This window comes from Xanthomonas hawaiiensis, from assembly GCF_031834635.1.
GTDB lineage: Bacteria > Pseudomonadota > Gammaproteobacteria > Xanthomonadales > Xanthomonadaceae > Xanthomonas_A > Xanthomonas_A sacchari.
Genome location: NZ_CP115873.1, coordinates 1,393,163 through 1,416,569 on the forward strand (window position 1 = coordinate 1,393,163; position 23,407 = coordinate 1,416,569).

Here is a 23,407-nt window from a genome sequence, read left to right on the forward strand (position 1 = left end):
CGCCGCACCCTCACCCCAACCCCTCTCCCGGTGGGAGAGGGGCTTCAACCACGTCTTGACGCCGCGCCAAGCGAGGCCGGCGCGCGAGCCGTCTCACCCGGTGCGGGAGAGGCTTCAGCCCCAACGCCTCGGCGCTTCAGCCAACGGAAATCCCCACCCGCAGCGCAGGCGCCGTCGCCCAGGGGCGCGGCGGCGCGTGGCCCGCGATGACGTGTCTGGCGGCAGGGGCGCGACACGCCCAGCGCGCGATTGGTCGCGCCGGACGTGCGGGGCAGGTCAGGACGATCGAATTGGCCAGCGCACTGCGCCGGCGCATGCCGCTCAGGCCGCAGCGCTGGCCACGACCAGCAGGCCGCCGGCGATCGCCGCCCAGTCCAGCGGCGTGCGCGAGCGCAGGCTCTGCAGCGAGGGGCGGGCGGTCGGCGTCGGCCGCAGGCCGGCCTTCAGCGCCATCAGCGCCAGGCCCGCAGCGCTGAGCGCCCAATGCCATTCGCTGGCGCCGCCACGCAGGAAGTAGGCCAGATGCAGCACACACAGGCAGCCCAGGACGGCTGCCAGCACGACGTCACGCGAGACCAGGCCCGGACGGGCGGTCAGGACAGCACGGTTCATCAGCATGTTTCCCCCAAAACGGTGAGCGCCATCCCCGGCGCATATTGCGACTGCGACGAGGATCATATTTCGGGTCCGCCCGGCCGCCAAGCGGCAGTGCACAAATTCTTCACATTGCTGTCAGACCCTGCTGGTCAGCAAGGCAAGTCGCGTGCCGCGCTTGCGGCAAAGTCCTATCGGCGCCCAGCGGCGCCGCCGTGCCGCTCAGTCCGCCAGGGCGGCCTGCTCGGCCAGCAGCCACGCGCGCAAGCGCCGTGCGGCGTCGTTTTCCGCGCGCGAGCGCAGCCGGGTCAGCCAGTAGCGGCCCAGGTCGATGCGGGTGGAGAACGGACAGACCAATCGCCCGGCACCCAGGTCCTGGGCGAACAGCCGCAGCGGCAGCAGGGCCACGCCGTGGCCGGCTGCGGCGATGCTGGCCAGGGTCAGCGAGGCATCGCAGATCGGGCCGCCCGCCTGCACCTCGGGCGCACCGGCGGCCTGCAGCCAGCGCGGCCATTCGTCCAGCCGGTAGGAGCGCAGCAGGGTGGTCCTGGCGAGGTCGGCGGGCGTCCGCAGCAGCGGCGCCAGCGCCGGCGCGCACACCGGCGCGAACGGCGCATCCAGGATCGGCGTGGCGTGCTGCCCCTGCCAGTCGCCATCGCCGAAACGGATCGCCAGGTCCAGGCCTTCGCCGGCCAGGTCGACCCGGTTGTTGTGGGTGTACACGCGCAGTTCGATGTCCGGATGCGCGGCGTGGAAGGCGTCCAGCCGCGGCAGCAGCCAGCCCGCCGCGAAGGTGCCGACCACGCCCACGCTCAGCGTCTCGCGGTAGCGGCCGCCAGCGAAGCGCTGCAGCGTCCCGGCGATGCGGTCGAAGGCCTCGGTCAGCACCGGATGCAGGCGCAGGCCCTCGTCGGTCAGGGCGACACCGCGCGGCAGGCGCTGGAACAGCACCACGCCCAGGCGCGATTCCAGTTGCTTGATCTGGTGGCTGAGCGCGGCCTGGGTCACGCACAGCTCGGCGGCGGCACGGGTCAGGTTCTGGTGCCGCGCCGCGGCCTCGAAGGCGCGCAGGGCATTCAGCGGCAGGTGCGGACGGATCATCGCCAGGTATCAATTCGGCTCATGGGTGCGATTGAATAACCTCGCTGGTGGGGGTGGGTCAATGCGGCCATCATCCTGGCTCCCGACGGAGGTGGACGATGCTGACGAGACGACGGTTCCTGCAGGGCGTGGGCATGGGCGCGAGCCTGCTGGCGGTGGCTGGAATACAGGCAAAAACCGTGCGAGATCCTGCGCCGACGCTGCAACAGCGCCTGGCCGGAATCGAGCGGCGCAGCGGCGGCCGGCTCGGCGTGAGCCTGCTCGACGGCGGCGGCGCGACGCTCGGCGGACAGCGCCAGGACGAGCGCTTTCCGCTGTGCAGTACCTTCAAATTTCTATTGGCGGGGGCGGTGCTGCAGCGGGTCGACCGCGGCGAACTGGACCTGCGGACGCAGGTGCCGATCCTGGCGGCGGACATGGTGGTGTCGCATGCGCCGGCGACCCGGCCGCACGTCGGTGGCGCGCTCGGCCTGGCCGAGCTGTGTCGGGCCGCGATGATTTTCAGTGACGGGGTGGCGGCCAATCTGCTGTTGCGACAGGTCGACGGTCCCGCGGGGCTGACCCGTTTCCTGCGGACGATCGGCGACACGCAAACCCGCTCCGACCGCTACGAGCCGGAGATGAACGGCTTCGCCCTGGACGACCCGCGCGATACCACGACGCCGTCGGCGATGGCCGCGAGCATGCGGACGCTGTTGCTCGGCGAGGTGCTGGCGCCGGCCTCGCGGCAGCGGATGATCGGCTGGATGCGCGACAACCGCACTGGCGACGACTGCCTGCGCGCAGGCTTCCCGCGCAGTTGGAAGGTCGGCGACAAGACTGGCAACAACGGCATCGACACCCGCAACGACATCGCCATCGTGTGGCCGCCGGGTCGCGGCAAGCCGTTGCTGCTGACCGCCTACCTCAATGGCGCCAAGGTCGACAGCGACGCGCGCGATGCGGCGCTGAAGGCAGTGGCGCAGGCGGTGGTGGCCACGCTGCCGGCGCAGGCGTCGCGCACCGCGTAGCGTGCTTTGTGTTTGTGCTGCGCGCGATCGCGTCGCGCGGGCTGAAGGCACGCACGCGGCTGCCTTGCCGCGTGCCGGCATCGAAGTGCATCGCCTGTGTTTTCCGTTCCACTCCCAATCCTGTTCGGAGCGTCCCATGCGTCGATTCGTGTGCTGTTCGTTGGCCATCGCCCTCGGTCTGTCTGCCCACGCCGCGCAGGCGCGGGTCTGGGAACCCTCGCCCGGACACGTGCAGGTGCCGATCTGGCCCGGCGCGGTGCCGGATGCGCTGCCGCATCCGAAGCCGGAAACGGCTGGGCCCGGAGCCAGGATCGACAATGTCAGCCGGCCGACCATGACCGTGTACCCGGCGCAGGGCCACAACACCGGCGCCGCGGTGGTGGTGTTTCCCGGCGGCGGCTACCAGATGCTGGCGATGGATCTGGAGGGCACGGAGATCTGCGACTGGCTGGTCTCGCGCGGCATCACCTGCGTGTTGCTGAAGTACCGCGTGCCGAACTCCGGGCCGACCTGGGTCAACGACCGGCGTTACTACCCCAAGGTGCAGACCGCGCTGCAGGACGCGCAGCGCACGCTGGGACTGGTGCGCCAGCAGGCCGCCACCTGGGGCGTGGACCCGCACAAGATCGGGGTGATGGGCTTTTCTGCCGGCGGCCACCTGGTCGCCGCGACCAGTACCCATTTCGCCCAGCGCACCTATCCGCTGGTGGATGCCGCCGATCGCGTGAGCTGCCGCCCGGATTTCGCCATCGCCGTGTATCCCGGCCATCTGTGGGTGCACGAGGACGAGGACGCCGACACCCGCAATCCCACCGATCTGGCGTTGCGTCCGGACATCCGCGTCGTCGCCGACACCCCGCCGACCTTCCTGCTGCAGGCGCAGGACGACTACGTGGACGGCATCTCCCAGGTGCTGGCGTACTACGTCGCACTCAACCATGCCGACGTGCCGACGGAAATGCATATCTACGCCCAGGGCGGCCATGCCTTCGGCCTGCGCGCCAAGCACCTGCCGATCGCACAGTGGCCGCAGTTGGTGGAGACCTGGCTGCGGACGATCGGGGTGCTTGAGAGCCGGGATTAGGGATTGGGGATTCGGGATTGGCAAAAGCGTGTCAGCGCGTGGATTGCGTTTTCACGAATCCCCAATCCCGACTCCCGAATCCCGCCCGCCTCCGGCGGGCTCCTGATACAGCCGCGCCGGCCCGCCCATCGCCGGATCGCTGATGCCGGGCTTGCCGGTTTCCACGCGGCCGGCCAGGCGCTGGCGGGCGTTGTCCTGGACCAGCCACAGGTCGTACCAGCCGCCGCTCGGCTTGGCATTCCAGCGCATGCGTTGCTCGGCGCCAGGCGCCAGCGTCACCCGTTGGTGGGGTTGCGCTTGTGCGTAAGCGGCCGGTTCCAGGGACACGCCGAGCGGCGCGGTCCCCGGATTGCGCAGGATCAGGCACAGCGCCTGCGCATCGTCCGCGGCCTGGACGATCTCGGCCTGCAGCAGCGGGGCGCTGATGTCGCCGCGGTAGTGGCGGTGGAAGCCGTTGGGACCGAGCAGCCACAGGTCGTAGCTGCCGTCGTAAGTGGTCCAGGTGCCGTCCAGGGGCGCGCCGGCGCCGACCGTGTAACGGCGCGGGAGTGCAGCCAGGTCGTAGCGGTCGTAGACGTGCAGCACCGCCGCCGCGCCGGTATTGGCCATGCGCAGTTGCACCTCGCCGCGCGCCTGCACGAATTGCAACTGCACCGTCGGCCGATACGGCAGGGCGCGCGAACGGCGCACGCCGAAGGCTTGCCGGGGCGCCTGCAGTTGCGCCGGCAGCGGCGGCAGCGCGTGGTCGCGCAATGCGGCGGCGCGCGCGGCCGCCTCGCGCACGTCGGGCAGGTCGGCGACGAACGGGCGGGTATCGGCCTGGCAGAAATCGAAGGCGTCGACCAGGTCGCCGCAGACTGCGCGGCGCCAGGCGCTCACGCCGCTGGCGGCGACGCCGAAGCGGCGTTCCAGCAGACGCAGTACCGAGGTGTGGTCGTAGACCTGCGAGTCCACCCAGCCGCCGCGGCTCCATGGCGAGATCACGTACAGCGGCACGCGCGGACCGAGGCCGTACGGACGGCCGCGCAGTTCCGGTGGGTCGGCCTTGGCATCGCCCGGTGCCGGATGCAGGTGATATTCGCCGTCGGTGTCGACGCTGGAGGCGCCGGCCCAGCCGCCGGCCGCGGACGGGTCGGGCGAGGGCGGCGCCGGCGGCGGCACGTGGTCGAAGAAGCCGTCGTTCTCGTCGAACATCAGCAGCAGCGCGGTGCGCGCCCACACCTTGGGATCGGCGGTCAGCGCGTCGAGCACGCGCGCGGTGTAGGCCGCGCCCTGCGCTGGGCTGGACGGGTCCGGATGCTCGCTGCCGGCGGCGTCGGCGATGATGAAGCTCACCGACGGCAGCTGCGCGGCCAGCACGTCCTCGCGCAACTGCGCCAGGCTGCGGCTGCTCACGCCGCGTGCGCGCAGTTGCGGATCGTGTCCGGGCGCGCCGCGCCAGGCCGCGCGGAACGGCGCGAAGCCGGCCAGCGGGTTGTCGGTGAAGTTGTCGGCCATGTCCTGGTAGATCTGCCAGGACACGCCGGCCTGCTGCAGCGCCTCGACGTAGCTGGGCCAGCGGTAGTCGTCCGGGTCGCCGCCCAGTTCCGGGAAGTTGTCGTGCGAGTTGGCGATCGCCGGGCCGCCGGCGCGCGCATGCGGGTCGTTCTGCCCGGTCCACAGGAAGATGCGGTTGGGATTGGTGCCGGCCTGGATCGCGCAGTGGTAGGCGTCGCAGAGGGTGAAGGCGTCGGCCAGGGCGAACTGGAACGGCAGGTCGTCGCGTTCGTAGTAGGCCAGTGCGTGGTCGCGCTTGGCCGCCGGCCACTGGCCCATGCGGCCGTGGTCCCAGGCCTGCTGCGCGTTCGGCCAGGTGTGCGGGGTGCCCTGCACGCGCATGGTGGCGAAGTCGCGCGCGGTGCGCAGCGGGAACGGCGCGAGCTGGCGGCTGCCGTCGGCGCTGGGCTGCAGCCACACCGTGCGCGGCGCGGTATCGGGCAGCGGCGGTGCGGGGATCGGGAAGCGGTCGCCGAAGCCGCGCACGCCGGGCAGGCTGCCGAAGTAATGGTCGAAGGCGCGGTTCTCCTGCATCAGGATCACCACGTGCTGCAGGTCGTCGAGCGTGCCGCTGCGCACGTCCGGGGCGATCGCCGCGGCGCGGGCGATGCTCGGCGGCAACAGGGCGGCGGTGCCGGCGGTGAGGCCGGCGCGCAGCAGCCGGCGGCGGGTCTGGTCGGTCATGGTGGTCCCGGGAAACGCAAAGCGGCGGCGGCCGGGATCGACCGCCGCCGCGAGACTGCCACGGCGCCGGTTACAGGTCGACCATGAAGGTCAGGCCGACGGTGCGCGGCGGCGCGATGAAGGCGCTGTCGCTGCCGTCCACGCCGTTGAGGTAGCGCTTGTCGGTGAGGTTGCTGATCACCAGGTCCAGCCTGGCCTGTTGCAGCTGCGGCGACAGCCCGCCCAGGGCGATACCGAGGTTGGCGTCGAAGGTGGTCACCGCATCCAGCGCCGCGCTGTTGGCCGCGTCCAGGTAGCGCCGGCCCAGGTAGCGGCCGGACAGGCCGCCGTGCCAGCGCTGGCCCTGCCAGTCGGCCGACAGCACCAGGGTCTGCCGCGGCTGGCCGATCACCTGCGAGCCCGGCGCGATCTCCAGCGCCTGGTCGCGCGCGGCGTTGCCGCTGCCCAGGTAGGTCGCCTTGTTGTAGGTGTAGGCGCCGTTGAGCCGCCAGCCGTTGTCCCAGGCGTAGCCCATCGCCAGCTCCACGCCGCGCGCGTGCACGCCGCCGAAGTTCTCGTAGACGCCGTCGGTCTCGCCCAGGTAGTCGATGCCGGTGACGAAGTTGGCCGGCACGTAGACGATGCGGTTGTCGAAGCGGATGTCGTACAGGGTGATGCTGCCGGTCAGCGGCCAGCGGCTCATGCGCAGGCCGATTTCGACGTTGTCGGCGGTTTCCGGCTTGACCTTGCTCAGCACCAGCGGATCGGTCTCGCCGAGCACGCCGGAGGGGATCGCAGCGAAGTTCTGCGAAACGCCGGCGAAGGCTTCCACGCCCTTGATCGGCGTGGTCCAGGTCAGGCCGGCGGAGAACAGCGGATCGGAGTGCGAATCCGATTCGATGTGCGCGGCGTCGCCGATGCGGCGGTCGCGGGTCTGGTCGACGAAGAACTGCTTGACGCCCACGCGCCAGGCGAAGTCGCCGTAGCGCATCACGTCCTCGACGTAGTACATCTGCTCGTCGGTGCGGTAGTCGTCCTTGAACTGCACCCAGTACGGCACGTGGTCGAAGGCGATGTTGGTGCCGACGTTGAGCAGGCGGTGCCAGTCGCGGGTGACGCTGCGGTCGTAGCGCTCCAGCCACAGGCCGCCGCGCACGGTGTTGTGCAGTCCGCCGAAATCCTGCGCCCATTCCACGTCGGCGGTGACGCCGCCGCGCTGGTTGTCGTAGTGGCTGTGGCGGTAGGACTGCACCGGCAGCGAGCCGGCCGGGTAGCAGGCCGGGTTGGACTCGGCCGGCAGCGTCGCGGTGTCGGCGCAGCCGGGCAGCATGCTCGCCGCCGCGCCGCTTGGGGTGACGAAGTAGAGCTTGCCCAGGGCGCTGCCGCCGTACACGGTGTGGCCGCCAGTGTATTCGGATTCCGGACGCCCGGCGCCGTCGTTGGTGACGTCGACCAGGTACGGCGGAATCCAGTCGCCGCGGCCCTGCATGCGGTGCGCATAGCCGGTCAGCGTGGCCTTGAAACCGTTGCCGCCGTCGAACAGGCCGCGCAGGTAGCCGAAGGTGTTCTTGCGCAGCGCGCGCGAGCCGGAGCGGTAGTTCTGGTCGTAGTAGGGGATGCCGGTGAGCGTGCCGGTGAGCAGGTCGTGGTCCGGATCGGTGGCGAACTGCGCCGGGGTGACGCTGCTGTACTCCGACTCGTTGGCATCGTCGTAGGACAGGTAGCCGCTGAGCGTCCACGCGCCGAGGTCGCTGACGAACTTGCCGGCCAGGTGGTCGCGGGTGGTGTGGCCGCTGCCGTCGATCCAGTCGTCGTTGCTGGCGTGCGAACCGCTGACCCAGGCGCGGGTGCCGCCGAGGTCGCCGCTGTCGTAGCGCGCGTAGTACTTGCGCGCCTGGTTGTCGCCGATGCCGAAGGCCATGCGCACGCGCTGCTGGTCCAGCGGCTCGCTGGTGAGGAAGTTGAGGGTGCCGCCCAGCGCCTCGTTGGAGCGTGAGGCGATGTCGGCGGTGCCCTGGCTGACCTCCACCGTCTCCAGGTCCAGGGTGTCGATGAAGCGGTTGGCCTTGGAGCCGCCGCCGTAAGCCGAGCCGCCGTTGGGCACACCGTCGATGGTGGTGCCGATCTGCTGGTCGTCGCGGTTGGTGACGAAGCCGCGCATGCTGATCTGCGTGCCCCAGTCGGAGGAGCCGAACGCATCGGCCTCGGTGGCGATCACGCCGGGCAGCTCGTTGAGCGCGTCGTTGACGCTGCTCATCGCGAACTGGCGGTCCAGCGCCTCCTTGCTGACGTTGATCTTGGCGTAGGTGGTGGCCTGGCCGAGCACCTGCACCTGGTCGAGGGTGGAGACCTGGTCGCCGCTGTCGGCCGGGGCGCTGCCGTCGGAGCCGTCGCTCGCCTCGGCGGCGTGAGCGCAGGCGATGCTGGCGGCCAGCGCCAGGGCCAGCAGGGTGGGAGAAGGGGTGCGGAAATGCGCCGAAACGGTCATCGGTTGCGTGGCTGGTATGAGGGGTGCTCATGGTCGGATCGAGCGGTTTCGCGCGTGTGACCGGGATCTTGCTGATCCGTGCACTATGCGCAAATCGGCATGAATCGCGTGCGCTGCGATGCCTGGCGCCATGCGTGGCGGCAACGGGTGGCCGGCGGTTGCGGCGGAGCCGGTACCTGTGCGCGGCTGTCCGCCACGGCGTTGGAGTGCGCTGCGTGCACGCCGTTGATGATGCGTGTCGGTCATGGATGCTTGCACGCGAGGCGGATTCGCCGCAGCGAGGAAGTGTCCTCGCGTGGCGCGCAGACGCCACGCGGGCGCGCGACCGCAGCCGGCGCTCCGCCGTGATGGCGCAGCACACGGCGGACCCGGCATCATCGCCGCTGCCGCCGCTGGCGGGTCCCCACCGGAAGCTCCTGCCCGATGAGCCACGAACTGATCTACCTGCTGCTGATCTTCGCCCTGCTGGTGATCCCGCGCGCGCTGCAGCGGTTCAAGATGCCGGCGCCGCTGACCTGCCTGCTGTTCGGCATCATCGCGATGCTGGCGATGGGGCCGCGTGCGCACGACCCGGTGGTGACCCTGCTGGCCACGCTCGGCATCTCCTCGCTGTTCCTGTTCGCCGGCCTCGAAGTGGACCCGAAGGCACTGCGTCGCGGCCTGTGGCCGCTGCTGCTGCACCTGGTGGTGCGCGGCGCCACCTTGTTCGGCGTCGGCTGGCTGGCCTGGCGCTACGCCGCGCTGCCGTGGCAGGCGGCCGGACTGCTGGCGCTGGCTCTGCTGACCCCGTCCACCGGCTTCATCATCGAGTCGCTGGGGCGGCTGGGGCTGGACGAGGAAGAACGCTTCTGGGTCACCAGCAAGGCGATCGCCGGCGAGTTGCTGGCGCTGGCGGCGCTGTTCGTGATCCTGCAGGCCGGCGATCCCTGGCAGATGGGCCTGTCCAGCCTGGCGTTGGTGGCGATGCTGGTCGGCCTGCCGCTGCTGTTCGTGGCCCTGGGGCGTTGGGTGGCGCCGCAGGCGCCGGGGTCGGAGTTCTCGCTGCTGGTGATGGTCGGGCTGATCGCCGCCTACATCACCTATTCGTTGGGGGTGTATTACCTGGTCGGTGCGTTCATCGCCGGGCTGGTGGCGCGGCTGCTGCGCCAGCGCATGCCGCTGCTGGCCTCCGACGAGAACCTGCAGGCGGTGCGCCTGTTCGCCTCGTTCTTCGTGCCGTTCTACTTCTTCAATGCCGGCACCAAGGTGCCGAGCGGGGCGCTCAGCCTGCAGGCGCTGGGCCTGGGCCTGGCCCTGACCGCCTGCGTGCTGCCGCTGCGCATCGGCATTCTGTGGCTGCAGCGGCGGGTGCTGTTCGGTGAGGGCGCGCGCAGCAGCCTGCGGGTGTCGCTGGCGCTGTCGCCGACGCTGATCTTCACCCTGGTCCTGGCCGGCATCCTGCGCGACCGCTTCGCCATCGCCGACGCGCTGTTCGGCGCGCTGCTGCTGTACGCGGCGCTGACCACGCTGCTGCCGGCGCTGCTGCTGCGCATGCCGTTCGACGTCAGCCCGTTGGAGGCGGCACCGGCCGCGCCGGTCGATCCCGCGTCGGCGCAGGTGCCGACGGCGCCGGATGAGCCGCCAGCCGAGGCACCTGTGGCGCCCGCACCGACCTCGCCGGTGGAGGCGCCGGAGACCGCGCCGCGGCCCCAGCTCGGGCCGGCGTGAGCGGGAACGCTTGAAAGCCGGCGTGCGGCCCCCATACTGGCCGCCTCCGTTGCTCTCGCGTTTTTGCCGCCATGCCGATCTACGCTTTCCAATGTGCCGCATGCGGTCACAGCTTCGACCGCCTGCAGAAACTGTCCGATCCCGATCCGGAGACCTGTCCGGCCTGTTCCGCCCCGGCGGTCAAGCGTCAGCTCACCGCGCCGGCGTTCCGCCTGTCCGGCAGCGGCTGGTACGAGACCGACTTCAAGAAGGACGGCGACAAGAAGCGCAACCTCGCCGAGTCGGGTAGCACGGGTGGCAGCGGGGACAGCAAGCCCGCCGCCGCGCCAACGGCCGACGCACCGGCCAAGCCGGCCGCTGCCGCCACGCCGGCACCGGCGCCTGCAGCCGCCAAGCCTGCGGCGACCTGAGCGCCGCGCAGCTCCCACGTAGGAGCGGCTTCAGCCGCGACCGGGCATTCTCGATAACGCCAGGTCGCGGCTGAAGCCGCTCCTACGCAGGCATCCATACTAGAAACCTGGAAGGCCAGGCCCCGCGGCCCGGCCTTCGCCCTGCCTCAGCGCGCGCCGAAGCGCGCCCGGCAGCCGCCGTTGACCCACACCGTATTGCCTTCATAGCCCCAACTGCGGCCTTCGGCGCAGGTGGTACCGGACAGCTGTTCGATCAGCACCGGGCGGCCCTGGCGGCGGTCCCAGGCGCAGGTACGCAGGCGCTTGTCGTCGCTGCTGCAGGTCACCGTGTAGCCGTTGTCCAGCGGCGGTCGGCCCGGTCCCCAGCCACCGCCGCCGCGGCCCTCGGCGAACTCGCCGCGGCAACCGTCGTCGACCCACACCGCGCCGTCGCGCGAGCCCCAGGTACGGCCCTCGATGCAGCGGGTGTCCGACAGCTGCCGCACCAGCATGGCGTTGCGCCAGCCGGTCGGGCAGATGCGCTGGCGCTGGTCCTGGCTTTCGCAGCGCACGGTGCCGGCCACGCCGCCACTGCCGCCGCCACCCCAGTTGCCGCCCGGAGCGCCGCGGCCTTCGACGAAGCGGCCGCGGCAGCCCTGGTCCACCCACACCACGCCGGGCGCCGAGCCCCAGGTGCGGCCTTCGATGCAGGGCGAGTCGGATAGCGTGCCGACCAATCGGGCGGGCCCGCGGAACGGCGTGGCGCATTGCTGGCGGCGGCGGTCGTTGCTGGAACAGGCGACGGTGCGGCCGTCGAAGCCCGGTTCCTGCCGCCAGCCGCCGCCGCTGCCGCGCAGCGAGGTGGCGATGTCCTGCTGGATGTTGCCGAATCCCCAGCCGCGGTCGATCTGGTCGAGGTAGAACTCGAGCTGGTCGTCGGGGATCTGCCGGCCGCGCGACTGGTCGGCGTATTCGCGCTCGATCACCCGGACCCGGCCGGGGACCGACAGTTGCCGCAGGTCCTGCGGGGCATAGGCGCGGGCGCTCTGGGCCGCTGCCGGGGCGCTGGACAGGGCCAGCGCGGCGATCACCAGCCAGGTGCCAAGGGGCTTCAACATGGGTTCTCTCCTCCCCGTGAATGGTGCGCGGACTATAGCCGTAGGCCAACTTAAGCCAGGATGAGTCATGCGCGATTTGCCCGGGCCGACGCGCCGCCGCAGAATACCGGGCTTGCCGGCGCCTTCTGCGCCGGCCGCCCCCTGTTTGGAGCTAGCGATGCGTACCCACTTCTGCGGCCTGGTCGACGAGACCCTGATCGGCCAAACCGTCACCCTGGCCGGCTGGACCGACGTGGCCCGCAACCTCGGCGGCGTGTGCTTCATCGACCTGCGCGATCACGAAGGCATCGTGCAGGTGATGGTGGAGCCGGAGAACGCAGACGTGTTCAAGGTCGCCGCCAGCCTCGGTTACGAGGACGTGCTGCAGGTCGAGGGCGTGGTGCGCGCGCGGCATGCGGTCAACGACAAGCTGCGCAGCGGCAAGGTCGAGGTGATCGCCACCGCCATCACCGTGCTTAACAAGGCCGCGCCGCTGCCGTTCCACGCGCACGAGAACCCGGGCGAGGAAACCCGCCTGAAGTACCGGTATCTGGACCTGCGCCGCCCCGAGATGCAGCGCATGCAGCGCACCCGCATCAAGCTGGTGCAGGCGCTGCGCCGTTACCTGGACGAGCGCGGCTTCCAGGACATCGAGACCCCGATCCTGACCAAGGCCACCCCGGAAGGCGCGCGCGACTTCCTGGTGCCGGCGCGCATGCACCCGGGCGAGTTCTACGCGCTGCCGCAGTCGCCGCAGCTGTTCAAGCAGATCCTGATGGTGGCCGGCTTCGACCGCTACTACCAGATCGCGCGCTGCTTCCGCGACGAGGCGCTGCGCGCCGACCGCCAGCTCGAGTTCACCCAGCTCGACATGGAGTTCGCCTTCGTGCGCGAGCGCGACGTGCAGGACTTCGTCGAGGCGATGGTCCGCGCCATCTTCAAGGAGGTGGTCGACGTCGACCTGGCCGCCGAATTCCCGCGCATGACCTGGGCCGAGGCCATGCGCCGCTACGGTTCGGACAAGCCGGACCTGCGCATCGCGCTGGAGCTGACCGACGTCGCCGAGCTGGTCAAGGACAGCGACTTCGCGGTGTTCAGCGCCGCGGCCGCCGATCCCGACGGCCGCGTCGCCGCGCTGCGCATTCCCGGCGGCGCCAGCCTCTCGCGCAAGCAGATCGACGAATACGCCGCGCACGCCGCCAAGTACGGCGCCAAGGGCCTGGCCTACGTCAAGATCGCCGACAGCGGCGAGATCAGCTCGCCGATCCAGAAATTCTTCGGCGAGGCCGCCTTCGCCGCGCTGCTCGCCCACGTCGGTGCCGGCAACGGCGACATCGTGTTCTTCGGCGCCGGCGCCTACGGCAAGGTCTCCGACTTCATGGGCGCGCTGCGCCTGAAGGCCGGCAAGGATTTCAATCTGGTCGCCGACGGCTGGCGTCCGCTGTGGGTCACCGATTTCCCGATGTTCGAGTGGGACGAGGAGGCGCAGCGCTACGTGGCCCTGCATCATCCGTTCACTGCGCCGGCCGTGGACGACATCGCGGAACTGCGCACCCACGCCAAGACCGCGGTGTCGCGCGGCTACGACATGGTGCTCAACGGCAACGAGATCGGCGGCGGTTCGATTCGTATCCACCGCCCGGACATGCAGAGCGCGGTGTTCGAACTGCTCGGCATCGGTGCCGAGGAAGCGCGCGCCAAGTTCGGCTTCCTGCTGGACGCGCTGAACTACGGCGCGCCGCCGCACGGCGGCATCGCCTTCGGCATCGACCGCATCGCCGCGCTGATGGCCGGCACCGAGTCGATCCGCGACGTGATCCCGTTCCCCAAGACCACCGGCGCGCAGGACCTGATGACCGATGCACCGTCGCCGATCGCCGACGCGCAGCTGGCCGAAGTGCACGTACAGGTGCGCCCGCAGGCGCAGTGATCCCTTTCTTCCAACCGTAGCGCAGGCCGACACATGAGCGAGACCGCATTCAATCTGGAGTGGGAAACCCTCGGCAACGAGGGCGCAGTGGACGCTATCGTCACCCAGCGCGCGCGCGTGTTCGGCGGCTGGCTGGTGCGCGCCGGCAGCGGCGCCAACGCACCGCTGGCGTTCGTACCGGACCCGGAAGGCCGTTGGGACGGCGAGGACTTCGGCGAGGACGATTACGAGTACGAGGAAGACGACGAGGAAGAAGAGGACGAGGAAGAAGGTGACGACGAGGACGACGGCGAAGAGGCCGACGCCGACGCCGCGCATCCGGCGCGCTGAGCCGTGCTGATTCGCCGCGCCACGCCGGACGATGCCGCGGCGGTCACCCGCATCGCCACGGCCACCTTCTGCGAAACCTTCGGCCATCTCTACCCTGCGCAGGACCTGCAGGCCTTCCTCGAGGAGGCCTATTCGATCGAGCGCGCGCAGGTGGTGCTGGCGCATCCGGACTACGCGATCTGGCTGGTCGAGCATGACGGCGCGGTGGTGGGACACGCCGCCGCCGGCCCCTGCGGCCTGCCGCATCCCGAGGTGACACCCGGAGACGGCGAACTGAAGCGGCTGTACCTGCTGCGCGCGCACCAGAACGGCGGCTGGGGCGGCCGCCTGTTCGACACCGCTCTGGCCTGGCTGGAGCGCGACGGCCCGCGCACCCTGTGGGTCGGCGTCTGGTCGGAGAACCTGGGCGCGCAGCGTTTCTACGCGCGCCATGGCTTCGAGAAGGTCGGCACCTACGAGTTCCCGGTGGGGCAGGTGCGCGATCTCGAATTCATCCTGCGTCGGCCGCCGCGCGCGGACTGACGCCTGCCGCCGGACGTCGTCCGGGCATGCCGCGTCGACACAGCGGCAACGAGCGCGCGCTACAGTGCTGGCCTGTCCAGCTTGAGGAGAGCGCGCCATGTTCCGACCGTGGATGGGAGTCGCCGCCGTGTTGCCGCTGCTGGCCGCGTGCGCGCCGCCGGCGAAGTTGCAGCCGGCCAGTGGCGGGCCGAGCGTGCAGGGCGATGGCCGCTGCAACGTCGAGGCCGTGGCCTGGGCGGTGGGCCAGGAGGCCACCCAGGCGACCATGAGCCGGGTCTGGAAGGAAAGCGGGGCCGGTGTGGTGCGGCCGATCGCGCCGGGCCAGGCGGTCACCCGCGACCTGCGCCTGGACCGGCTCAACGTGTTCCTGGATGGCAGCAATCACATCGTCCGCACCACCTGCGGTTGAGCCGCACGTGGCCGCCGCGCCGCAGGTGTTGTTGCTGCATGGCATCTGGAACGCGCGGCCGTGGCTGCTGCCGCTGGCGTTGCGCCTGCGCCGCGAGGGCTGGCGCGTCGCCAGCTTCGGCTATTCGACCGCGTTCGGCGGTGCCGAGGCCGCGCTGCCACGGCTGCATGCCCGTATCGAACGTATGGCCGCTGCAGGTCCGGTGGCGCTGGTCGGGCATAGCCTTGGTGGCCTGATCGCGTTGCAGGCCTTGCAGCAGGCGCCGGCGCTGCCGGTGACCCGGGTGGTGTGCCTGGGCAGCCCCTTGGCCGGCAGTGCCGCCGCGCGCGCCCTGGCGCAACGGCGGCTCGGGCGGGCGCTGGGTCGCAGCGCGGCGCTGTTGCAGCAGGGCGTGGTGCGTTGGGATGGGGTGGCCGAGGTCGGCATGATCGCCGGTACGGTGGCCCGCGGCCTCGGCGCGCGCTTTGCCGCGCTCGGCCCGGAGTCCGACGGCAGTGTGGCGCTGGCCGAGACCCGCGTGCCCGGCCTGGGCGATCACTGCCAGGTCCGCGCCAGCCACAGCGGCCTGCTGTTCTCGATGGAGGCCGCGCGGCAGACCGCCGCGTTCCTGCGCGATGGCCGCTTCGCTGCCTGAGCTGGTCGCGATATCGAGCGGCCTGCGTCGGCCGGCGCCGCGTCGCGGTGTATGCCACGACTCACTTGGCGCCGGCACGGTGCGATGGCGTCGCTCAGGGCGTCACGAAGGTCTTCAGCCAGTCCAGCGTGGGGTTGAGCGCCCAGGCGGCGGTGCCGCTGCGGTAGTTGCCGTCGACCAGCACGCCTGCGCACTGGGTGCCCGGATAGCCGCCGAAGCCCATGAAGCAATGGTCGGCGTAGAGGTCCTGCACCTCGCGGTCCTTGACGACGTACCAGCCGCTGCCGTTGCTGCGGAAGCACGACTGCTGCCCGTCGCAGCGCAGGCCGGTGACCAGTTGCGCCTGCGTGCGGGCGATGTTCTCGGTGCCGCCGACGAACATGTCGCGCTCGCCGTTGATGATGCGCAGGCGATCGGACGGCAGGCTGTGGTTGCCGTCGGCGACGCAGGACGCCAGGTTGTAGTAGGCGGTGTAGGTCGTGCCGGTGCCCTGGCCGAACGAGGCGGCGACCCGGGGATCGTAGTCGTGCGCCAGCACCGAGATGATCGAGCCCTGGCTGAGGCCGCCGGTCACCACGCCCTTGGAGCAGTCGGCCTTGTCGCGGGCGCAGAGCTGGGCGATGGCGCTGTTGAGATTCTGCGCATCGAAGATGGCCTTGGCGCGGTTGCCGATGACGCCGCAGCTGCCGAAGCTGGCGTTGTCGTACTCCACCGAGGCGGCCACGAAGCCCTTGGCCGCGGCGGCATTCACCGCGGCCATCGCCCAATTGCTCTGATAGTTCTCGCCGGTGCCGCCGATATGCACGTACACCGGGTACTTGCCGGCTGCGCGGGGTTCCTGGCCGCTGATCGCATAGGTGCTGGCGCCGGCGCTGTAGCGTCCCCGGAAGGCATCGGTCTGGGCGCTGGCCAGGCCCGGGGCGGCGAGGGCGGCCAGGCCCAGGCAGCGCAGGGCCAGCGACAGGACGCGGGTGTGGGCGGGGATGTTGCGGGACATGAGGATCTCCTTCGGTGCGATGGAACGCTGGCGCGACCGGCGCGACCGGCGCGTTCAGCGTCCCGGTGGGGCGTCACAGTCTTGGCGGCAGCCCGCGCGCCGGGGTAGACAGCCTGCCAAGCCTTGACGGCCACCACGGGCCGGCGCGCGCCCGAGCGGGCGCCGCCGCAGGGAGCGGGACGCACGCGCGGCCGCGGTCATCGGCCCGCCTGGGCCGCGGGATGTGCGCTGCATCAGGTAAAATCCGCGCCTTGTCCTTACAACTGTCCGGAACGCCCCATGGGTAGAGGCCCCTCGATCGAAGCCCGCAAGAACGCATCCGATGCGAAGCGCGGCAAGATTTTCACCAAGATCATTCGCGAGATCGGCGTCGCCGCGCGCGCCGGCGGCGGCGATCCGTCCAACAACCCGCGGCTGCGCGTGGCGATGGACAAGGGGCTGGCCTCGAACATGTCCAAGGACGTGATCGAGCGCGCGATCAAGAAGGCCACCGGCGAACTGGAAGGCGTGGAGTACGAGGAAGTGCGCTACGAGGGCTATGCCCCGGGCGGGGTGGCGGTGATCGTCGATTGCCTGACCGACAACCGCGTGCGCACCGTGGCCGACGTGCGCCATGCCTTCAGCAAGTGCGGCGGCAACATGGGCACCGACGGCTCGGTGGCCTTCATGTTCAAGCGCCTGGGCGTGCTCAGCTTCGCCGCCGGCGCCGACGAGGAGAAGATCACCGAGGCGGCGATCGAGGCCGGCGCCGACGACATCGTGGTCTACCCCGAGGACGGCGCGATCGACGTGCTGACCGCGCCGGAGGCGTTCCAGGCGGTCAAGGATGCCATGGACGCGGCCGGCCTGGCCGCCGACCACGCCGAAATCACCTTCCGCGCCGACAACGACATCGCCGTGGACGGCGACACCGCGGTGCAGGTGCGCAAGCTGCTGGACATGCTGGAAGACCTGGACGACGTACAGAACGTCTATTCCAACGTGGACCAGGCCGCGCTGAGTGACGGGGGCTGAGACCATGAAACCCGGGGCCCGGGGCCCAAGACCCGGAACCCGGAACGGCGCCGTGCCGGTGCCGGAGGCATCGCAGACGTCGATGGCTGCCACGGGCATCTCTGCGCGCACGGGCGCTGCTTCCCCGATTCCCGATTCCCGAATCCCCAATCCCGGCTCCACCACCACGCGCATCCTCGGCATCGACCCCGGCTCGCAGCGCACCGGCGTGGGCATCATCGACGTGGATGCGGCCGGCCGTACCCGCCACGTGCACCACGCGCCGCTGGTGCTGCTGGGCGAGGGCGACTTCGCGCTGCGGCTCAAGCGCCTGCTGCACGGGCTGGACGCGCTGATCGAAGAGTACCGGCCGCAGGAAGTGGCGATCGAACGCGTGTTCATGGGCAAGAGCGCCGACGCGGCGCTGAAGCTCGGCCATGCCCGCGGCGCGGCGATCTGCGCGGCGGTGCTGCGCGAACTGCCGGTGCACGAGTACGCGGCAAAAGAGATCAAGCTCGCCGTCGTCGGCAAGGGCGCGGCGGAGAAACAACAGGTGCAACACATGGTCGGTCTCATGCTGAGCCTGACCGGCAAACTTCAGGCCGACGCCGCCGACGCACTGGCCGTCGCCATCACCCATGCCCACGTGCGCGCCACCGCGCAGCGCCTGGGCGTCAGCACGCAGCAGGCGTGGAGTAGAAAATGACAAAGGCCGGGAATCGAGAGTCGGGAATCGGGAATCGGAACAGCAGAAGCGGCGAAGCGGCCCCCCGCTTTTCCCATTCCCCATTCCCCATTCCCCATTCCCGGCGCCTCGCACGAGGCGCCAAGTGATCGGCCGTCTGCGCGGGATCCTGGCCTACAAGCAGCCGCCGTGGCTGGTGATCGACGTGGGCGGGGTGGGGTATGAGCTGGAGGCGCCGATGAGCACCTTCTACGACCTGCCCGACGTCGGCCGCGACGTCATTCTGTTCACCCACTATGCGCAGAAGGAAGACAGCGTGTCGCTGTACGGCTTCCTGCGCGAGGGCGAGCGGCGCCTGTTCCGCGACGTGCAGCGGGTCAGCGGGATCGGCGCGAAGATCGCGCTGGCGGTGCTGTCCGGGGTCAGCGTCGACGAGTTCGCGCGGCTGATCACCGCCGCCGACGTCACCGCGCTGACCCGCATCCCCGGCATCGGCAAGAAGACCGCCGAGCGCATGGTGGTGGAATTGCGCGACCGCGCGGCCGACTTCAGCGGCGGTGCGCCGATCACCGGGCAACTGGGCACCGACGCGGTCTCCGAGGCCACGGTGGCGCTGCAGCAGCTCGGCTACAAGCCGGCCGAGGCGGCGAAGATGGCGCGCGACGCCGCCGCTGATGGCGACGAGGTCGCCACGGTGATCCGCAAGGCCCTGCAGGCGGCGCTGCGCTGACCGCCCGGTCGGCTCGGATCCCCGCTCTTTCTTCACGTTCTGGCGCTACTCTTCCCACCATGTCCAGCTCCTCCAGTTCCGCCGCCCGCCCGGGCAGCCACGATCCGCATGCCAAACCGGGCCTGGGGGTGATGCTGACCGCCATCGGCGTGGTCTTCGGCGACATCGGCACCAGCCCGCTGTACACGCTCAAGGAGGCGTTCTCGCCGCACTACGGGCTGAGCCCGGACCACGACACCGTGCTGGGCATCCTGTCGCTGGTGTTCTGGGCGCTGATGCTGGTGGTCACGCTCAAGTACGTCACCGTGATCATGCGCGCCGACAACGACGGCGAGGGCGGCATCATGGCGCTGACCGCGCTGGCGCAGCGGACCCTGCCGGGCGGCTCGCGCTCGATGTACGTGGTCGGCATCCTCGGCATCTTCGGCGCCTCGCTGTTCTTCGGCGACGGCGTCATCACCCCGGCCATCTCGGTGCTGTCGGCGGTGGAAGGCCTGGAGGTGGCCGCGCCCAAGCTGGAACCGTTCGTGGTGCCGATCACCCTGGTGGTGCTGGGGATGCTGTTCATGGCCCAGCGCTACGGCACCGAGCGGGTCGGCAAGGCATTCGGCCCGATCACCCTGGTCTGGTTCTTGGCGCTGGGCGCGATCGGCATCTACAACATGACGCGGGCGCCGGAAGTGCTGCACGCGCTGAACCCCTGGTGGGGCGTGCGCTTCTTCGCCGAACACAACTGGCATGCGGTGTTCGTGCTCGGCGCGGTGGTGCTGGCGGTGACCGGCGGCGAGGCGCTGTATGCGGACATGGGCCATTTCGGCGCCAAGGCGATCCGCCGCTCGTGGAATTTTCTGGTGCTGCCGATGCTGACCCTGACCTACCTGGGGCAGGGCGCGCTGGTGCTGCGCGACCCGGCCGCGGTCAGCAATCCGTTCTACGAGGCGGTGCCGGAGTGGGCGCTGTACCCGATGATCGTGCTGGCCACCGCGGCCACGGTGATCGCCTCGCAGGCGCTGATCACCGGTGCCTATTCGGTGGCCAGCCAGGCCATGCAGCTGGGCTACATCCCGCGCATGCACATCCGCCACACCTCGCACTCCACCATCGGCCAGATCTACGTGCCGGCGGTGAACTGGTGCCTGCTGGCGCTGGTGGTGGTGGCGGTGATCGGCTTCGGCGACTCGACCTCGCTGGCCACTGCCTATGGCGTCTCGGTCACCGGCACCATGCTGATCACCACCGTGCTGATGATCATCTACGCGCGCGCCAACCCACGCGTGCCGGCGCCGCTGCTGTGGCTGTTCGCGCTGGTGTTCCTGGCCGTGGACTGCGCGTTCTTCTACGCCAACATCATCAAGTTCCTGGACGGCGCCTGGTTCCCGCTGCTGCTGGGCCTGATCCTGTTCACCCTGATGCGCACCTGGCGCCGCGGCCGCAAGCTGCTGCACGACGAGATCCGCAAGGACGGCATCAAGCTCGACACCTTCCTGCCTGGGCTGATGCTGGCGCCGCCGGTGCGCGTGCCCGGCACCGCGGTGTTCCTGACCGCCGACCCGATGGTGGTGCCGCACGCGCTGATGCACAACCTCAAGCACAACAAGGTGCTGCACGAGCGCAACGTGTTCCTGACCGTCGAAACCCTCCAAGTGCCGTACGCGGCGGCCGGGCAGCGCTTGAAGATCGACGCGATCGGCGACGAGTTCTACCGCGTGTACGTGCGCTTCGGCTTCATGGAGACCCCGGACGTGCCGCTGGCGCTGATGCGCTCCTGCGACCAGGGCGGGATCTACTTCGACCCCATGGACACCACCTATTTCGCCAGCCGCGAGACCATCGTGGCCAGCGCCAACCGCGGCATGCCGATCTGGCGCGACAAGCTGTTCGCGGTCATGCACCGCAACGCCGCCCCCGCCACCGGCTTCTTCCGCATCCCCGGCAACCGCCTGGTGGAACTGGGCGCGCAGGTGGAGATCTGAGGCCGCGACGGCGTCGCGGCCTTGGGAATGGGGAAGCGGGAATGGGGAATAGGGAAAGGCGACGGCAACGGCGTTCGGCCTGAAAACTCGGCGGCGACCTCAAAAATAGGCGCCAGCCCCGCCACCAACCGCTACTATTGTCCGCTCGATTCCCCATTCCCGATTCCCCCATCCCGGCTTTCCATGGACCGCATCATCGCCAGCAGCGCCACCCGCGAGGATGAGGTCGCCGAGGCCAGCATCCGCCCCAAGCGGCTGGACGACTACCTCGGCCAGCAGCCGGTGCGCGAGCAGCTGTCGATCTACATCGAGGCGGCCAAGGCGCGTGGGGAGGCGATGGACCATGTGCTGATCTTCGGGCCGCCGGGCCTGGGCAAGACCACGCTCAGCCACGTCATCGCCAACGAGCTGGGGGTGAACCTGCGGGTCACCTCCGGCCCGGTGATCGAGAAGGCCGGCGACCTGGCCGCGCTGCTGACCAACCTGCAGCCGCACGACGTGCTGTTCATCGACGAGATCCACCGCCTGTCGCCGGTGGTCGAGGAAGTGCTGTACCCGGCGATGGAAGACTTCCAGATCGACATCATGATCGGCGAGGGCCCGGCCGCGCGCTCGATCAAGATCGACCTGCCGCCATTCACCCTGATCGGCGCCACCACCCGCGCCGGCCTGCTGACCGCGCCCTTGCGCGACCGCTTCGGCATCGTCCAGCGCCTGGCGTTCTACACCCCGGAGGAACTGGCGCAGATCGTGCGCCGCTCCGCCAGCATCCTCGGCATCGCCTGCAACGCCGACGGCTGCGCCGAGATCGCGCGCCGCGCGCGCGGCACCCCGCGCATCGCCAACCGCCTGCTGCGGCGGGTCCGCGACTTCGCCCAGGTCCGCGCCGGCGGGCAGATCGACCTGGCGGTGGCGCAGGCCGCCACGCAGATGCTCAAGGTCGACGCCGAGGGCTTCGACGAGCTGGACCGGCGCATGCTGCACACCATCATCGAGTACTTCGACGGCGGCCCGGTCGGCGTCGAGTCGCTGGCCGCCTCCCTGTCGGAGGAGCGCGGGACCCTGGAGGACGTGATCGAGCCCTACCTGATCCAGCAGGGCTACCTGATCCGCACCGCCCGCGGCCGCATGGCCACCAACAAGGCCTATCTGCACTTGGGCTTGCAGCCCAAGCACCGGGAACTGGGAATCGGGAATGGGGAATCGGGGGCGCTGTTCTAGGATGTTCTGGTTGACCAGCTACCGACAGGAGCGCCGCTCTTGACTGCCGATTCCCCATTCCCTGTTCCCGATTCCCGGCTATTCAGTTGGCCGACACGCGTCTACTGGGAAGATACCGACGCCGGTGGCGTGGTCTACCACGCGCGCTACGTGGCCTTCCTGGAGCGGGCGCGCACGGAGTGGTTGCGGGCGCTGGGGTATGGTCAGGAGCGTCTGCGCCTGCAACACGATCTGGTGTTCGCGGTGCGGGCGATGCAGCTCGACTTCCTGCGCCCGGCACGCCTGGACGATTCCCTGCAGGTCGGCGTCGCGCTGTCGCACTGCAAGCGCGCCAGCCTGGTGTTCGCGCAGTCGATCCGCCGCGACGACGGGGAGCTGCTGTTGCGGGCGCAGGTGCGGGTGGCGGCGCTCAGCGCCGGCAGCTTCCGCCCGCGCGGCATGGACGACGCGCTGCACGATGCATTGAAAGTTCTTGAAATCACTGAAGCCGAATTACTGAGGAACGACGGATGATCGCATTGCTCCTGGCCCTGCAGGACACGGTGGTGGAGGCGCTGCCGCAGGACGTGACCCAGACCGCCACCCAGGCCGTCGCCAGCACCGCTGCCCATGGCGGCATCAACTACCTGGACCTGATGGTCAAGGCCAGCCTGCCGGTCAAGGTGATCGTGTTGCTGCTGCTGCTCGGCTCGCTGATCAGTTGGGTCATCATCTTCCGCAAGGGCAAGGTGTTCAAAACCGCCAACCGCGAGGCCGACGACTTCGAGAACCGCTTCTGGTCCGGCACCGACCTGAGCAAGCTCTACGCCGGCGCCACCGACCGCAATCGCGTGGTCGGCGGGTTGGAGGCGATCTTCGAGGCCGGGTTCCGCGAATTCACCCGCCTGCGCGACAAGCGCCGGCTCGATGCGCGCATCCAGTTGGAAGGCGCGCAGCGGGCGATGCGCGCCACCTATGCGCGCGAGGTCGACCGCCTGGAGCGCAACCTGGAATTGCTCGCCAACATCGGCTCGACCGCGCCCTACGTGGGCCTGGTCGGCACCGTGTTCGGCATCATGGTGACCATGCACGACATGATCAACAGCGGCCAGCAGGCGGGCATCGCCGCGGTCGCGCCGGGCATCTCCGAAGCGCTGTTCGCCACCGCCATCGGCCTGTTCGTGGCGATCCCGGCGGTGTGGGCCTACAACCGCTTCACCACCCGGGTCGAGCGCCTGGCCGTGCGCTTCGAGACCTTCTCCGAAGAGTTCAGCTCCATCCTGCAGCGCCAGGCCAGCGGCGACTGAGCGTCGCCCGCCTGCCCACGACTCCCAG

The 23,407-nt window shown here is 70.1% G+C and carries 22 protein-coding genes; 16 read left to right on the top strand and 6 right to left on the bottom strand.

Annotation, left to right across the window (positions count from 1 at the left end):
- Positions 1–321: 321 nt before the first annotated feature.
- Both PG878_RS06155 and ampR read right to left on the bottom strand, forming a co-directional pair.
- On the bottom strand, positions 322–612 hold the full coding sequence (locus PG878_RS06155; RefSeq protein WP_043085650.1) for a hypothetical protein: 291 nt from the start codon (positions 610–612) through the stop codon (positions 322–324).
- 204 nt (positions 613–816) lie between these two features.
- Positions 817–1,695: a LysR family transcriptional regulator AmpR gene (ampR, locus tag PG878_RS06160; protein WP_209029575.1), complete on the bottom strand. Its 879-nt coding sequence runs from the start codon at positions 1,693–1,695 to the stop codon at positions 817–819.
- Positions 1,696–1,793: 98 nt separating this feature from the next.
- On the opposite strand from ampR, the gene bla reads away from it, so the two are divergent.
- Positions 1,794–2,705: a class A beta-lactamase gene (gene bla / locus PG878_RS06165; protein WP_209029576.1), complete on the top strand. Its 912-nt coding sequence runs from the start codon at positions 1,794–1,796 to the stop codon at positions 2,703–2,705.
- Between the two features lie 160 nt (positions 2,706–2,865).
- Positions 2,866–3,789: an alpha/beta hydrolase gene (locus PG878_RS06170; protein WP_209029852.1), complete on the top strand. Its 924-nt coding sequence runs from the start codon at positions 2,866–2,868 to the stop codon at positions 3,787–3,789.
- A gap of 51 nt (positions 3,790–3,840) precedes the next feature.
- On the opposite strand, the gene PG878_RS06175 is transcribed toward PG878_RS06170, so the two are convergent.
- Together PG878_RS06175 and PG878_RS06180 are read right to left on the bottom strand one after the other, a co-directional pair.
- The gene (locus PG878_RS06175) at positions 3,841–6,009 is read right to left on the bottom strand and encodes a phosphocholine-specific phospholipase C (RefSeq protein WP_209029577.1); all 2,169 of its coding nucleotides are present in this window, start codon (positions 6,007–6,009) and stop codon (positions 3,841–3,843) included.
- 70 nt (positions 6,010–6,079) lie between these two features.
- Entirely contained in the window at positions 6,080–8,476 is a 2,397-nt protein-coding gene (locus PG878_RS06180; RefSeq protein ID WP_209029578.1) for a TonB-dependent receptor domain-containing protein, read from the bottom strand.
- Between the two features lie 423 nt (positions 8,477–8,899).
- Here PG878_RS06180 and PG878_RS06185 point away from each other — a divergent pair, with 423 nt between their 5' ends.
- Both PG878_RS06185 and PG878_RS06190 read left to right on the top strand, forming a co-directional pair.
- Positions 8,900–10,183, top strand: a complete 1,284-nt coding sequence (locus tag PG878_RS06185; RefSeq protein ID WP_209029579.1) for a cation:proton antiporter — start codon at positions 8,900–8,902, stop codon at positions 10,181–10,183.
- A 71-nt stretch (positions 10,184–10,254) separates the two neighbouring features.
- Positions 10,255–10,593 (top strand): FmdB family zinc ribbon protein, encoded by a 339-nt coding sequence (locus PG878_RS06190; protein ID WP_209029580.1) that lies wholly within the window; start codon positions 10,255–10,257, stop codon positions 10,591–10,593.
- A gap of 146 nt (positions 10,594–10,739) precedes the next feature.
- Here the strand turns inward: PG878_RS06190 and PG878_RS06195 are convergent, their stop codons facing one another.
- Entirely contained in the window at positions 10,740–11,690 is a 951-nt protein-coding gene (locus PG878_RS06195; protein WP_209029581.1) for a DUF3011 domain-containing protein, read from the bottom strand.
- Positions 11,691–11,847: 157 nt separating this feature from the next.
- Here PG878_RS06195 and aspS point away from each other — a divergent pair, with 157 nt between their 5' ends.
- The 5 genes from aspS (at position 11,848) to PG878_RS06220 (ending at position 15,494) form a co-directional block, all read left to right on the top strand.
- Complete coding sequence (gene aspS, locus PG878_RS06200) at positions 11,848–13,599, top strand: aspartate--tRNA ligase (protein ID WP_209029582.1); 1,752 nt, start codon at positions 11,848–11,850, stop codon at positions 13,597–13,599.
- A 33-nt stretch (positions 13,600–13,632) separates the two neighbouring features.
- A complete protein-coding gene (locus PG878_RS06205) occupies positions 13,633–13,929 on the top strand; it encodes a DNA primase (RefSeq protein ID WP_209029583.1) in 297 nt (98 codons plus the stop codon).
- 3 nt (positions 13,930–13,932) lie between these two features.
- The gene (locus PG878_RS06210; RefSeq protein ID WP_209029584.1) at positions 13,933–14,451 is read left to right on the top strand and encodes a GNAT family N-acetyltransferase; all 519 of its coding nucleotides are present in this window, start codon (positions 13,933–13,935) and stop codon (positions 14,449–14,451) included.
- Positions 14,452–14,548: 97 nt separating this feature from the next.
- On the top strand, positions 14,549–14,860 hold the full coding sequence (locus PG878_RS06215; protein WP_244667391.1) for an I78 family peptidase inhibitor: 312 nt from the start codon (positions 14,549–14,551) through the stop codon (positions 14,858–14,860).
- On the top strand, positions 14,823–15,494 hold the full coding sequence (locus tag PG878_RS06220; RefSeq protein ID WP_209029585.1) for an esterase/lipase family protein: 672 nt from the start codon (positions 14,823–14,825) through the stop codon (positions 15,492–15,494). Before PG878_RS06215 ends, PG878_RS06220 begins: the two co-directional genes overlap by 38 nt.
- A 94-nt stretch (positions 15,495–15,588) precedes the next feature.
- Here PG878_RS06220 and PG878_RS06225 read toward each other — a convergent pair whose 3' ends face one another.
- Complete coding sequence (locus PG878_RS06225) at positions 15,589–16,491, bottom strand: hypothetical protein (protein ID WP_209029586.1); 903 nt, start codon at positions 16,489–16,491, stop codon at positions 15,589–15,591.
- Positions 16,492–16,770: 279 nt separating this feature from the next.
- Between PG878_RS06225 and PG878_RS06230 the strand changes: the two genes are divergently transcribed.
- From PG878_RS06230 to tolQ, 7 genes are all read left to right on the top strand, one after another.
- Positions 16,771–17,505, top strand: a complete 735-nt coding sequence (locus PG878_RS06230) for a YebC/PmpR family DNA-binding transcriptional regulator (RefSeq protein WP_010344319.1) — start codon at positions 16,771–16,773, stop codon at positions 17,503–17,505.
- Between the two features lie 82 nt (positions 17,506–17,587).
- A complete protein-coding gene (gene ruvC, locus PG878_RS06235) occupies positions 17,588–18,190 on the top strand; it encodes a crossover junction endodeoxyribonuclease RuvC (RefSeq protein WP_244672433.1) in 603 nt (200 codons plus the stop codon).
- A 124-nt stretch (positions 18,191–18,314) separates the two neighbouring features.
- Positions 18,315–18,899: a Holliday junction branch migration protein RuvA gene (gene ruvA / locus PG878_RS06240; RefSeq protein ID WP_017907444.1), complete on the top strand. Its 585-nt coding sequence runs from the start codon at positions 18,315–18,317 to the stop codon at positions 18,897–18,899.
- Positions 18,900–18,958: 59 nt separating this feature from the next.
- Positions 18,959–20,872, top strand: a complete 1,914-nt coding sequence (locus PG878_RS06245) for a potassium transporter Kup (RefSeq protein WP_425510496.1) — start codon at positions 18,959–18,961, stop codon at positions 20,870–20,872.
- Between the two features lie 183 nt (positions 20,873–21,055).
- The gene (gene ruvB / locus PG878_RS06250) at positions 21,056–22,093 is read left to right on the top strand and encodes a Holliday junction branch migration DNA helicase RuvB (RefSeq protein ID WP_209029587.1); all 1,038 of its coding nucleotides are present in this window, start codon (positions 21,056–21,058) and stop codon (positions 22,091–22,093) included.
- Between the two features lie 39 nt (positions 22,094–22,132).
- Positions 22,133–22,606 (top strand): tol-pal system-associated acyl-CoA thioesterase, encoded by a 474-nt coding sequence (ybgC, locus tag PG878_RS06255; RefSeq protein ID WP_209029588.1) that lies wholly within the window; start codon positions 22,133–22,135, stop codon positions 22,604–22,606.
- Positions 22,603–23,379 carry a protein TolQ gene (tolQ, locus tag PG878_RS06260; RefSeq protein ID WP_209029589.1) on the top strand — a complete coding sequence of 259 codons (777 nt, stop codon included), beginning with the start codon at positions 22,603–22,605 and terminating at the stop codon, positions 23,377–23,379. The genes ybgC and tolQ overlap by 4 nt, the downstream gene beginning before the upstream one ends.
- Positions 23,380–23,407 lie beyond the last annotated feature (28 nt).

Coding starts and splice junctions, on each gene's coding strand:
- PG878_RS06185 (WP_209029579.1), top strand. CDS start 8,900: ATGAGCCACGAACTGATCTACCTGCTGCTGATCTTCGCCCTGCTGGTG.
- PG878_RS06175 (WP_209029577.1), bottom strand. CDS start 6,009: ATGACCGACCAGACCCGCCGCCGGCTGCTGCGCGCCGGCCTCACCGCC.
- ampR (WP_209029575.1), bottom strand. CDS start 1,695: ATGATCCGTCCGCACCTGCCGCTGAATGCCCTGCGCGCCTTCGAGGCC.
- bla (WP_209029576.1), top strand. CDS start 1,794: ATGCTGACGAGACGACGGTTCCTGCAGGGCGTGGGCATGGGCGCGAGC.
- PG878_RS06195 (WP_209029581.1), bottom strand. CDS start 11,690: ATGTTGAAGCCCCTTGGCACCTGGCTGGTGATCGCCGCGCTGGCCCTG.
- PG878_RS06225 (WP_209029586.1), bottom strand. CDS start 16,491: ATGTCCCGCAACATCCCCGCCCACACCCGCGTCCTGTCGCTGGCCCTG.
- PG878_RS06230 (WP_010344319.1), top strand. CDS start 16,771: ATGGGTAGAGGCCCCTCGATCGAAGCCCGCAAGAACGCATCCGATGCG.
- aspS (WP_209029582.1), top strand. CDS start 11,848: ATGCGTACCCACTTCTGCGGCCTGGTCGACGAGACCCTGATCGGCCAA.
- tolQ (WP_209029589.1), top strand. CDS start 22,603: ATGATCGCATTGCTCCTGGCCCTGCAGGACACGGTGGTGGAGGCGCTG.
- PG878_RS06205 (WP_209029583.1), top strand. CDS start 13,633: ATGAGCGAGACCGCATTCAATCTGGAGTGGGAAACCCTCGGCAACGAG.
- PG878_RS06180 (WP_209029578.1), bottom strand. CDS start 8,476: ATGACCGTTTCGGCGCATTTCCGCACCCCTTCTCCCACCCTGCTGGCC.
- PG878_RS06190 (WP_209029580.1), top strand. CDS start 10,255: ATGCCGATCTACGCTTTCCAATGTGCCGCATGCGGTCACAGCTTCGAC.
- ruvC (WP_244672433.1), top strand. CDS start 17,588: ATGGCTGCCACGGGCATCTCTGCGCGCACGGGCGCTGCTTCCCCGATT.
- PG878_RS06220 (WP_209029585.1), top strand. CDS start 14,823: ATGGCAGCAATCACATCGTCCGCACCACCTGCGGTTGAGCCGCACGTG.
- PG878_RS06155 (WP_043085650.1), bottom strand. CDS start 612: ATGAACCGTGCTGTCCTGACCGCCCGTCCGGGCCTGGTCTCGCGTGAC.
- PG878_RS06215 (WP_244667391.1), top strand. CDS start 14,549: ATGTTCCGACCGTGGATGGGAGTCGCCGCCGTGTTGCCGCTGCTGGCC.
- PG878_RS06245 (WP_425510496.1), top strand. CDS start 18,959: ATGTCCAGCTCCTCCAGTTCCGCCGCCCGCCCGGGCAGCCACGATCCG.
- ruvB (WP_209029587.1), top strand. CDS start 21,056: ATGGACCGCATCATCGCCAGCAGCGCCACCCGCGAGGATGAGGTCGCC.